Source organism: Streptomyces gottesmaniae, from assembly GCF_031845845.1.
Classification (GTDB): domain Bacteria; phylum Actinomycetota; class Actinomycetes; order Streptomycetales; family Streptomycetaceae; genus Streptomyces; species Streptomyces akebiae.
In genome coordinates this window covers 1-435 of record NZ_JAVRFJ010000150.1, presented here as the reverse complement: position 1 = coordinate 435, position 435 = coordinate 1, and the positions used below count along the sequence as shown (strand labels likewise).

Annotated in this window: 1 rRNA gene; it reads left to right on the top strand. The window is 49.9% G+C overall.

From position 1 onward, the window contains the following. Positions 1–435, top strand: a 23S ribosomal RNA gene (locus RM704_RS44805); the annotation flags it as partial.

The window sequence follows — 435 nt, the reverse complement described above, 5'->3', positions numbered from 1 at the left end:
GTGCAGTATCCTAAGTTGAATACATAGGCTTAGAGAAGCGAACCCGGAGAACTGAACCATCTAAGTACCCGGAGGAAAAGAAATCAACCGAGATTCCGCAAGTAGTGGCGAGCGAACGCGGAGGAGCCTGTACGTAATAACTGTCGAGATAGAAGAACAAGCTGGGAAGCTTGACCATAGCGGGTGACAGTCCCGTATTCGAAATCTCAACAGCGGTACTAAGCGTACGAAAAGTAGGGCGGGACACGTGAAATCCTGTCTGAATATGGGGGGACCATCCTCCAAGGCTAAATACTCATCATCGACCGATAGTGAACCAGTACCGTGAGGGAAAGGCGAAAAGAACCCCGGGAGGGGAGTGAAACAGAACCTGAAACCTGATGCATACAAACAGTGGGAGCGCCCTAGTGGTGTGACTGCGTACCTTTTGTATAA